Genomic DNA, 9672 nt, shown 5'->3' with positions numbered 1-9672 from the left:
GGGCAAACCTACAAACCGGGCAGTCGCTCAAGGTGAGCGAGCCCTAGTTGAAGGGAGTCAGTTATGGGACGTCTGCTGCTGGACACCTCGCGGGTGTCGTACGAGGTCGCGGTGAACCCGGTTCCGAAGCTGGACCAGTCGGGTCAGCAGAAGTTCGATCGGGAGACGAAGCAGCCGATGTGGGCGGTGCAGCTCTACGCCCTGTCGGAGGGAAGCGCTGAGGTCATCAACGTGACGGTGGTCAGCCCGGTGATGCCGGCGGTGGCTGTTCGTCAGCCGGTGGTGCCGATGGACTTGGAGGCGCTGCCCTGGGTCAACGACCGGGACGGGAAGGTCCGCTCGGGTGTGGCGTTCCGGGCGTCGGCGCTGACCGCGATGGAGACCGCCGCCGTCTAGCGGCTGGTGTTCCTGTTCGGCTCCACAGAAGCGAGAGGTGGACACGGGGTCGCCGTTGATTGGCGTCGTCTGCGACCCCGCGTCCTGTCCAACAAGGTCCCTAGGTAGGGAGGACTTGTCGTGTCCAAGTCTAGCCAGAGGTCCCCGTTCGGCTGGTCGAACCGTGGGGGCAACAACGTCACTGTCATCGAAGCGCCGGTTGCCCGTTCGTACCGTCGTCGGGCCGTCATCGCGTTCTGGGTCACCCTCGGTGTGGTTGGCCTGCTGGCCGCCATGGTGGCCTCGGAGTACATGCACCCGATCCTGGGTGGTCTGCTCGGCGTCGTCCTCGGCGCTGTGCTCGGCGCGGTGGTGTTCGCGCTGATCGTGGCGTGGCCGGTGCTGCGGGTCTTCTGGCACTGGCTGCCGGAGATCCTGCTCGGCCTGGCCGTCGTCTACGGCTGGACCACGTTGATGCAGTCGACCCCGCTGTGGGGTTCGCTGCTCGTCGTCGCCCTGGTCGTCGGCGTCCCCGCCGCCATCAGCCTGATCCGTCGTCGGGTCATGGCCTGGGTGTGGTGCCTGATCGTGCGGCACCGGCTGCGGTTGTGCTTCGCGGCGTTCATCGCCACCAACCGGCACGGCTCGCTGCCGCTGATCCTGCTCGCCAAGCCGACCCCGGCCGGAGAGCGAGTCTGGGTGTGGCTGCGCCCCGGCCTGTCCCTGCGGGATCTGGAGCAGGACGGCCAAGTGCAGAAACTGGCTGTGGCGTGCTGGGCCAACGAGGTCCGCGTCATGCGCGCCGGCCGCAAGTACGCCGCACTGATCCGCATCGACATCACCCGCCGCGAGCCCTTGGCGCACACCGTTGTGTCGCCGCTGCCGGACTACGTCCCCACGGACATCCCGGCCAACGCCCCTACCTCTCCGGGCATGCCGCCTGTCGGCTTGGACCTGCCCGACGTGCCTGACCAGCCGGCTACCGCATTGTCCGATGCGCCACGCCAGCGCAAGCCGCGCAATCCCACCACGCCCACTGCGAGCCCGAATGGGTTCGACCCCTCCGACTACGCCTAACGACCGGGGCGGCGCGGACCAAGCACCCCTGACGGGTCAAACGTCCGCGCCCCTTCCCTCCCCCACCCGCCTTGACACGTAGGTGTCAACCGACCCCGGGAGCCCTGCCATGGACCTCACGGACACCATCGAACTGCCCCCGCAACCGGATGCGCCGCAGACGGTGCCGGTCGGCGCGGGCCTGTCCATCTTCGACCCGGTCTTCCTCGGCATCGACGAGTTCGGCCACCCGGCCTACCTGCCGATGATCTACCGCAACATCCTCATCGGCGGTGAACCCGGCGCGGGCAAATCCAGCCTGTTGAACACCATCGTCGGTCACGCGGCCCTGTGCCCGGATGTGCGGTTGTGCCTGCTCGACGGCAAGCAGGTCGAGCTGGGTTTGTGGAAGGACGCCGCCGACGTGTTCGTCGGCCCCGACATCGACCACGCCATCCGCACCCTGCGCCGCGTCCAGACCGTGATGGACAACCGGTACGCGTTCCTGCTGTCGCACCGCCGCCGGAAGATCGGCCCGAACGATCTGTTCGGTCAGATCCTCGTGGCCTGCGACGAGATCGCCTACTTCTCCGCCACCGCCGGAGACAAGAAGGACCAGGACCTGTTCGCCGCGCTGCTGCGCGACATCGTCGCCCGGGGCCGCGCCGTCGGCATCATCGTCGCCGCCGCGACCCAGCGCCCGTCCTCGGACATCATCCCGCCGTCACTGCGGGACCTGTTCGCGTGGCGGTTCGCTGGCCGGTGCACCAACGACGTGTCCTCCGACATCGTGCTCGGGCACGGCTGGTACGCCCGCGGCTTCTCGTCCAACAGCATCGACCCGAACAACCAGGGCGAGGGCTACCTCATCGCCGAAGGCGGCATCCCCAACCGTGTGAAGGCCGCCTACATGACCGACGCCGACATCATCCGCGTCGCCGACTACGCCACCTGGACCCGCCGCCGCTCCGGCCTCGTCGCCCCCGCTGCTGACCTGCGGACAGCGGCATGACCACGACTGCTACGCCGACTCGGGTCTTGGACCTCGTGCTCGTCGGGACCGGCGAGGACATCGCCGCCCTGACCGCCATCGCCCGACACGCGGGCGTCCTGGTCTACCGCTCCGCACCCGCTCTTGTCAGCGACGGCAGGCAACGGGTGATTCTCCGGCTCCACCTGCACCACCGATAGAAGACGGCCGACAGACCGGCCAAGGCCCTGAGAAAGCTGCCCGGTCTGCCGACCCAACCACCGCCCACGAAAGGACGTGGCCGCCATGAACCCTACCCAAAAACAGCCCACCACCCCCGCCGCGCTGGCCGACCTGACCCCGGCCGACACCCTGCGCTGCGCCGCCCGCTACCTCGAAATCCGAGGCTGGACCCAGGGCAGCTACTACGACTGCACCACCGAAACCGCGTTCCCGCCGGCCTGCGTGACCGGCGCTATCGGCATGGCCGTCCACGGCGACCGCATGGCCGTCCTACTCGGCGCCAACGCCGAATGCGACAGCGCCCTCCGGCACCTGGCCGACTACCTGTGGCGCGACGGCCGCACCCCTGAGCACAACTACTACGGCGCGCTGTGCTCCTCCGACCGGGAGATCGTCGCCGACTTCAACGACCACGCCGGCCACACCCTGGCCGATGTCCTCGACGTCCTGCGCGACGCCGCCGATGACCACGACTGGACCCACGCCACCGAGGACGACCTCGAAACCTACGCCGAACACGAGTACAGCCACGAGCGGCTGCCGACCCGCGCCGGGTTCCTCGTCTGGCGGGCCGCCCGATGAGCACCGTCTCGGCTCTGCCGACCGGCAACGTTCACGCGGTCCTCGACCGCGCCGCCCTCTACTTGGGCCGCTACGGCTGGACCCCCACCGGCCTCTACGACGCCCACGACGCCTGCCCCGCTAAGTGCGCCTGTCACCGCACGGGCACCTACCCGGCGTCGATCCTCGGCGCGATCCGCGCCGCCGTGTTCGGCCGCCCCCGCTGGTACCTGACCGGCATCACCGACGCCGACCAGCACGCCTACTCGGCGGCCGTCGAGTGGTTCAACACCTACCTCATCGCCGTCGGCCACGCCGGCCTGCACGCCCCGGTCTTCGACTGGGAGACCCTTCCCGGCCGCAAACCGGCCGACGTCATCGAGGCGCTGTGCGCCGCCGCCATCGCCTACCGCCGACACACCATCCGGAGGGCCGCATGAGCACCGCCGCCCACACCCCCGACCTGACACGTACGTGTCAAAACGACATCTCCACCGCCGCACTCGTCGGCGCACTCGAAGCCGCCTGGGCCGCGATCCGCGCCCAACACACCGAAGTCCCGGCCGCCGTCCTCGTGGTCGGCTCCGGCTCCCCCACCAAGCCCAACCAGGGCATGAAGTGGGGCCACTTCGCCGCCCTGCGCTGGCAAGCCGGCGAACAACAACTGCCCGAAATCCTCATCTCCGGTGAGGGACTGTCCCGCGAACCGGAAGCCGTGTTCACCACGCTCCTGCACGAAGCAACCCACGCCCTCGCCGACGTGCGAGGCATCCAAGACACCTCCCGGCAGGGCCGCTGGCACAACAAGAAATTCGCCACCCTCGCCGCCGAACTCGGCCTGTCCACCACCAAGGACGACAAGCTCGGCTACTCGCCCTGCACCCTGACCGACCTCACCCGCGCCCGCTACAAGCCCGCTATCGCTGGCCTGGCCGTGGCGCTGCGCTTCTACCGCCACCCCGAACCGACCGGGGAAGGCAAGACCCGCACGAACAACAACAACGGCGTCTCGTGCGAGTGCGAGTGCCCCCGCAAGCTGCGCATCTCCACCACGGCCTTCGAGGAAGGTCCAATCGTCTGCGCGGTCTGCGCTGCGGCGTTCCTGCCCGAGGACATCGACCGCGACACCTACGAACACCCCACCTTCGCCACCGGCAGCACTCCTGCCGGCGACGACCACGGCCAGGACCAGGCCGACGACGACGCGGAGGACCCGATGGTGTTCTACGACCCGACCGGCGAGCGCTACGGCCTGCCGACCTACCCCTACAAATTCGCCCCCGGCGACCTGCTGACCCGCCGGCAACTTCGCACCCGCGACCTGCGCCCCGGCGGCCAAGAACCCGCCGCGCAACTCATGTGGCGTCGCGGTAAGCGCGTCGCCTACCTGTTCCGCCTCGACCTGGCGATGCCCAAGCGCACCGCCACCCCCGCCCAACGGGCGGCCATCGACAAGGCGCTCACCGCGCGGCGTACCTGCCCCGACTGCCGGCAGGTCAAGCCCTACTACATCCCCCGCCGTACCGGCTCCTGCCTCGACTGCACCCCGGAGGTAACCCGATGAACCCCGCCCTCGTCTTCGCGGTCATCACCGCCGTCCTCATCCCGGCGCACCAACTCGCCGACCACATCGTGCAAACCGACGCCGACGCGTCCCACAAAGCCGAGCCCGGCTGGACCGGCTGGCGTCACCTCCTGATCCACGTGAGCACCTACCACCTCACGGTCGCGGCCATGCTCGCCGTCACCGTCGCCCTGCTCGACCTGCCGGTGTCCGCTCTCGGACTCACCGCCGGCCTGGCCTTCTCGGCCATCACCCACGCACTGCTGGACCGCCGCTGGACGGTCCGCCTCATCCTGCGCGCCACCGGCTCCGCCGCCTTCGCCGACCGACAGACCCCGGTCTGCGGCATGTACCTCGCCGACCAATCCCTGCACTACGCCTGCCTCTGGGTCTCCGCCCTCCTCATCGCCTGCCTCTGACCGGAAGGACACCGTCATGTACCGGTACCTGCTCACCTTCACCCACCGCACCAACGGCGGCACCGACATGACCGCCATCGACTTCCCCACCGCCCGGCCCATCAGCTCCGCCGCCGACCTCCCCGCCATCACCCTGCTGCTGCGCTCTGAGGGCTACACCGAGCCCTTCATCATCGCCTTCTCCCTCTTCACCCCCGCCCCAACGCAGGCGGCACAATGACCACCTCCAAGAACGGCCGCGTCTACGCCTACATCGGCGCGCTGTCCGGCGGAACTGTCTCCGTCGCCGCGAACATCGCTCACTCGTTCATCGCCCCGAAAGACGCTCCCCAGAACTGGAGCCCGGAACCGGGCGCGGTCATCTCCGCGATCGTCTGGCCACTGTTCCTGTTCATCGCCATCGAGATCCTTGCCCGCACGCCCTGGCCGACCGGCTGGGGCTGGAACGTGCTGCGCTGGGTCGGGCTACCGCCCGTCGCCCTGGTCGCCGCGTTCGTGTCCTACCGGCACCTGTCCGGACTACTCGACCACTACAACGAGGAAACCCTCGTCGTCTGGTTCGGTCCCCTCGCCGTTGATGGCCTGATGCTCATGGCCACCGCCGCGCTACTCGCCACCGGAAACCGCACCACCCGGCCCACCGAAACCGTCCCGGCACCTGCGCCGGCCACCCTCGCCGAGGCGTCGTCACCCGACATCACCGCCTCGCCGACGGTCCGCCCGGCCGCCGCGACCCCGGCCACCAAACCCGCACCCGAGAACACGCAACCTGTCCACGAACCCATCACCCTGCCCACCTCTGGCGAGGACACCCACACCCCGACGACGGTCGAGCCCACCACGGACACCACCGACAAGGACCCGACCCCGGCACCCACCGCGCCTGCGGTAACAGCCGGCCCTGCGCCCGCGCTGCTCTCCGGAGCCCGGATCGTCGCCAGCGCCCACGAGAAAGCCCACGGTGAACCCATCACCCCCGGTCAGCTCGCTGTGCGACTGCGCGTCCCCACCCACACGGCCGCCGACATCCTGACGGCCCTCAACACCCAACCGAGCACCAACGACAAGGCCCACAACGGCACCGCTGTTGGAGCCACCGCGTGACGTCCTCGACGCTGCCTCTCGCGCCCGAAACCACCACGGTTTCGGGCACGGGAGCCTCCGCTGAGTCCGCCGGCTACTGGCCCTGGGCCACCCCCACCACCGGCCCCCGCAACCCCGCCGCCGACGGGTGGGTACGCGGCCACGACCCCCGCACCGTCGCCTCCGGCCGCGCCCGCGCCCAAGACCCCGACTACCCCGAATGGCTCGGCCACGTCCGTGCCGCCTCGGCGTGCAAGCACCCGATCCGGCTGGCCGGGCAGATTCACGTCAACGACGCCGACGGCAACCGCATGGCCACCGTCGACACCGAAGACATGCCCGACGGCGCGATCTACACCCCCTGCGGCAACCGCCGCGCCGCCGTCTGCCCGTCCTGCGCCGAGCTGTACCGCCGCGACACCTACCACCTCATCAAAGCCGGGCTGCAAGGCGACCGGTGGGGACTGCCGCCGCTCAACGAGCACATCGCCATCTTCCTCACCGCTACCGCCCCGTCGTTCGGGCCGGTCCACCACCGGGTCGTCAAGGTGCACGCGGCGGACTGCCGCAAGAAGGACGGCTGCACCTGCCGGGCCTCGGTGTGCCACCCCTTCGGCCGCACCTGCCCCCACGGCCAGGAGCTGCGCTGCGGGCAACGCCACAAGGCCGCCGACACCCACCTCGGGCAGCCGTTGTGCCTCAACTGCTACGACCACGTTGGCCAGGTCGTCTGGAACCACGAAGCACCCGAACTGTGGCGCCGCACCATCCAACAAGCCGACCGGGAACTACGCCGCCTCGGCCGGGCTCACGGCGTGGACCTGCGCCGCCGCTACATCAAGGTCTACGAATTCCAGGTACGCGGCGTCATCCACTACCACGCCCTGATCCGTCTCGACGGCTACAACCCCGACTGCCCGGAGGCGATCGTTCCCCCGCCCTCGGTGGTCACCCGGGACATGTTCGAGGCTGCCGTCCGAGCCGCGTTCGTAAAGACCGCCTACACCTCCGCTGGCCACCCCGACAACGGCGGGCAGGGCTGGCACATCGCGTGGGGCGACAAGGGCCTGGACCTCAAGCATGTCAACGCCCCCGGCACCGAGGTCAACCTCGCCCAGATCACCGGGTACATCGCCAAGTACGTCACCAAAAGCACCGAGGTAACCGGCCTGAGCCTGCGCCGCGTCGACGACCTCTCCGTCGAGATTCACGGCGACCCCGGCACGCACCTCGGCCGGCTCATCCGGGCGTGCTGGGACCTCGGGGAGCACCCCGACTACGCCCGCCTTCGGCGGTGGGCTCACCAGTTCGGCTACGGCGGACACATTGCCACCAAGAGCCGCGCCTTCTCCGTCACCCTCGGCTTCCTCCGGTTGCAGCGCACCATCTGGCGGCGCACCGAAGGCCACCCCCACACCTGGGACGACGAACAGACCGAGCGCGTCATCTACGAACTCGGCCACCAGGCCACCGGCTGGATCACCACCGGAGACGCCCTGCTCGCCAACACCGCCGCCGCCATGGCCCGCGCACAACACCTCGCCGGCATCGACGCCCTGGCCGACGAACTCACCGCCGCTCACGCGGCCCAGCCCCTGGCCGCTTGACACATACGTGTCAACGCCCGTGAAGCCGTTCCTTGACAACTCCACAGCGCACGCAACAACCCACCCACCGACACCGGAAGGAGCGGCATGCCCACACGTCCGCGCCCGCTGGTCGCGGTCCGGCTCATCGGGCCGACCGCCACCGTCACCGCCCACGCCGCGACCATCGCGGCCCAACTCACCGCTACTACGGCCGCGAACGGGTCACCTGCCGCACCAGCACCCGACCCGCCGGCTACAGCGGCGAAAGCCGCACCTACATCACCATCACCCGGAAGGAGTCCCGATGACCGCACCACCTACGACCGAACCGCTCTGGGAGATCGGAGATGTCTCCGCCTACCTGCGGGTGCCGGTGCAGACGCTCTACCAGTGGCGCAAACGCAAGTACGGCCCACCCGCCGCCCGGGTCGGCCGGCATCTGCGCTACGACCCGGCTTCGGTGCGGGCCTGGTTCACCGAACAGTCCAAGGCGGCCTGACATGGCCCATATCGTTGACCGCTGGTACAAGACGGTCGTCGGTCCGGATGGGAAGTCCCGGCAAGAACCAAAGCCAGAGTGCGGGCAGGGAATGCGCTACCGCGTCCGGTACCTCGCCCCGGACGGCAAAGAGAAATCGCAGTCGTTCCCCGACAAGAAGAAGCGCGACGCGCAGGCGTTCCTCGCCAACGTCCAGGCCGACATCCTCAAGGGCACCTACGTCGACCCTGACGCCGGCCGCACCACCTTCAAGCAGTACGCCGACGACTGGCTTGCAGCGGCGACCACCGACGTACTCACCCGCGACCGCATCGAATACGAACTCCGGCTGCACGTGTACCCGGTACTCGGGCACAGGCCGATCGCGTCCATTCAACCGACGACGATTCGGGAGTGGGCGCGGAAGATCCAGGAGAAAGGGCTGTCGGTGGGTTACCGCCGGGTCCTCTTCACGGACGTGTCGATGATTCTCAACGCGGCGGTGGACGACAAGAAGATCGTTAGCAACCCGTTCGCGGTCAAGAGCATTCGCAGGCCGAAACCCGCTCCGACCAAGGTGGTGCCGTGGCCGGTCACCCGGTTGACTGCGTTTCGAAAGAACGTGCGTCCCCGGTACCGGATCGCGGTGGACCTGGGCGCGGGATGCGGCCTACGGCAGGGGGAAATCTTCGCGGTCAGCCCCGGGGATCTCGACCCGACTCGTCCGGTCCTGCATATCACTCGGCAGATCAAGTTGGTCCGAGGTTCGCTGATCTTCGCCCCGCCGAAGGGCGGTAAGTCCCGTGAAGTTCCGTTGCCCGATTCGGTAGCCGCGAGACTCAAGCAACACACGCGGGATTGCCCGCTGGTCCCGGTGACCCTGCCGTGGGAGACGCTGACCGGCGAGCCGCGGACCGTCGAGCTGTACCTGACGACGCCCGCCGGTCTGGCGCTGTCTCGCTCGACGTTCAACTCGGGTGTCTGGAAGCCCGCGATCCGCGCGACCGGGATCCCCGACGACCGACACAACGGGATGCACGTCCTACGCCACACCTACGCCTCGGTCCTCCTGGACGCCGGGGAGAGCATCAAGGCTCTGTCGGCCTACCTAGGCCACGCGGACCCGGGCTTCACCCTCCGGACCTACACCCATCTACTGCCGGCCAGCGAGGATCGCACCCGCCGGGCCATCGATAAGGCACTCGGTCGAGACCAGGCCGGCGCAGACGCTCCGCGAGCCCTTGACGGCCTGGACACGGCATGATCATGGTTCGACGGCCTTGGCAGAGCCTTGAGACGCAGGTCAGAGGCCCTGCGGTCGCTATTTCCAGCGG

Annotated in this window: 13 protein-coding genes; all 13 read left to right on the top strand. The window is 69.0% G+C overall.

Annotated elements, in window-relative coordinates; translation table 11 throughout:
- Positions 1-63: 63 nt before the first annotated feature.
- The 13 genes from ACZ6N8_RS31015 to ACZ6N8_RS30955 all read left to right on the top strand — a co-directional run bounded on the left by ACZ6N8_RS31015 (position 64) and on the right by ACZ6N8_RS30955 (position 9602).
- Positions 64-396: a hypothetical protein gene (locus tag ACZ6N8_RS31015; RefSeq protein ID WP_124775752.1), complete on the top strand. Its 333-nt coding sequence runs from the start codon at positions 64-66 to the stop codon at positions 394-396.
- A gap of 120 nt (positions 397-516) precedes the next feature.
- On the top strand, positions 517-1452 hold the full coding sequence (locus ACZ6N8_RS31010; RefSeq protein WP_466014590.1) for a hypothetical protein: 936 nt from the start codon (positions 517-519) through the stop codon (positions 1450-1452).
- A gap of 109 nt (positions 1453-1561) precedes the next feature.
- Positions 1562-2443, top strand: a complete 882-nt coding sequence (locus ACZ6N8_RS31005; RefSeq protein WP_466014588.1) for an FtsK/SpoIIIE domain-containing protein — start codon at positions 1562-1564, stop codon at positions 2441-2443.
- Complete coding sequence (locus tag ACZ6N8_RS31000) at positions 2440-2622, top strand: hypothetical protein (RefSeq protein WP_466014587.1); 183 nt, start codon at positions 2440-2442, stop codon at positions 2620-2622. Before ACZ6N8_RS31005 ends, ACZ6N8_RS31000 begins: the two co-directional genes overlap by 4 nt.
- 85 nt (positions 2623-2707) lie before the next feature.
- Positions 2708-3226 (top strand): DUF6197 family protein, encoded by a 519-nt coding sequence (locus ACZ6N8_RS30995; RefSeq protein ID WP_466014585.1) that lies wholly within the window; start codon positions 2708-2710, stop codon positions 3224-3226.
- Positions 3223-3645: a DUF6197 family protein gene (locus tag ACZ6N8_RS30990; RefSeq protein WP_357189295.1), complete on the top strand. Its 423-nt coding sequence runs from the start codon at positions 3223-3225 to the stop codon at positions 3643-3645. Before ACZ6N8_RS30995 ends, ACZ6N8_RS30990 begins: the two co-directional genes overlap by 4 nt.
- Positions 3646-4421: 776 nt before the next feature.
- Entirely contained in the window at positions 4422-4769 is a 348-nt protein-coding gene (locus ACZ6N8_RS30985; RefSeq protein ID WP_466014607.1) for an RRQRL motif-containing zinc-binding protein, read from the top strand.
- The gene (locus ACZ6N8_RS30980) at positions 4766-5188 is read left to right on the top strand and encodes a DUF3307 domain-containing protein (RefSeq protein WP_466014583.1); all 423 of its coding nucleotides are present in this window, start codon (positions 4766-4768) and stop codon (positions 5186-5188) included. The genes ACZ6N8_RS30985 and ACZ6N8_RS30980 overlap by 4 nt, the downstream gene beginning before the upstream one ends.
- 16 nt (positions 5189-5204) lie before the next feature.
- Positions 5205-5408 (top strand): hypothetical protein, encoded by a 204-nt coding sequence (locus ACZ6N8_RS30975; RefSeq protein ID WP_210857479.1) that lies wholly within the window; start codon positions 5205-5207, stop codon positions 5406-5408.
- Positions 5405-6292 carry a hypothetical protein gene (locus ACZ6N8_RS30970; RefSeq protein ID WP_466014582.1) on the top strand — a complete coding sequence of 296 codons (888 nt, stop codon included), beginning with the start codon at positions 5405-5407 and terminating at the stop codon, positions 6290-6292. The genes ACZ6N8_RS30975 and ACZ6N8_RS30970 overlap by 4 nt, the downstream gene beginning before the upstream one ends.
- The gene (locus ACZ6N8_RS30965; protein ID WP_466014581.1) at positions 6289-7878 is read left to right on the top strand and encodes a replication initiator; all 1590 of its coding nucleotides are present in this window, start codon (positions 6289-6291) and stop codon (positions 7876-7878) included. The genes ACZ6N8_RS30970 and ACZ6N8_RS30965 overlap by 4 nt, the downstream gene beginning before the upstream one ends.
- Before the next feature lie 286 nt (positions 7879-8164).
- Entirely contained in the window at positions 8165-8359 is a 195-nt protein-coding gene (locus tag ACZ6N8_RS30960) for a helix-turn-helix domain-containing protein (protein WP_466014579.1), read from the top strand.
- A gap of 1 nt (position 8360) precedes the next feature.
- Positions 8361-9602: a tyrosine-type recombinase/integrase gene (locus tag ACZ6N8_RS30955; RefSeq protein WP_466014578.1), complete on the top strand. Its 1242-nt coding sequence runs from the start codon at positions 8361-8363 to the stop codon at positions 9600-9602.
- Positions 9603-9672 lie beyond the last annotated feature (70 nt).

The organism is Micromonospora sp. NPDC047521, from assembly GCF_055587305.1.
Note: the sequence above shows the minus strand (reverse complement) of the source record. Positions and strands in the feature narration are given on the sequence as shown.

What these genes read in the sequence shown, in the direction of transcription:
- ACZ6N8_RS31015 (WP_124775752.1), top strand. Translation starts at nt 64, where the DNA reads ATGGGACGTCTGCTGCTGGACACCTCGCGGGTGTCGTACGAGGTCGCG.
- ACZ6N8_RS31005 (WP_466014588.1), top strand. Translation starts at nt 1,562, where the DNA reads ATGGACCTCACGGACACCATCGAACTGCCCCCGCAACCGGATGCGCCG.
- ACZ6N8_RS31000 (WP_466014587.1), top strand. Translation starts at nt 2,440, where the DNA reads ATGACCACGACTGCTACGCCGACTCGGGTCTTGGACCTCGTGCTCGTC.
- ACZ6N8_RS30995 (WP_466014585.1), top strand. Translation starts at nt 2,708, where the DNA reads ATGAACCCTACCCAAAAACAGCCCACCACCCCCGCCGCGCTGGCCGAC.
- ACZ6N8_RS30990 (WP_357189295.1), top strand. Translation starts at nt 3,223, where the DNA reads ATGAGCACCGTCTCGGCTCTGCCGACCGGCAACGTTCACGCGGTCCTC.
- ACZ6N8_RS30985 (WP_466014607.1), top strand. Translation starts at nt 4,422, where the DNA reads ATGGTGTTCTACGACCCGACCGGCGAGCGCTACGGCCTGCCGACCTAC.
- ACZ6N8_RS30980 (WP_466014583.1), top strand. Translation starts at nt 4,766, where the DNA reads ATGAACCCCGCCCTCGTCTTCGCGGTCATCACCGCCGTCCTCATCCCG.
- ACZ6N8_RS30975 (WP_210857479.1), top strand. Translation starts at nt 5,205, where the DNA reads ATGTACCGGTACCTGCTCACCTTCACCCACCGCACCAACGGCGGCACC.
- ACZ6N8_RS30970 (WP_466014582.1), top strand. Translation starts at nt 5,405, where the DNA reads ATGACCACCTCCAAGAACGGCCGCGTCTACGCCTACATCGGCGCGCTG.
- ACZ6N8_RS30960 (WP_466014579.1), top strand. Translation starts at nt 8,165, where the DNA reads ATGACCGCACCACCTACGACCGAACCGCTCTGGGAGATCGGAGATGTC.
- ACZ6N8_RS30955 (WP_466014578.1), top strand. Translation starts at nt 8,361, where the DNA reads ATGGCCCATATCGTTGACCGCTGGTACAAGACGGTCGTCGGTCCGGAT.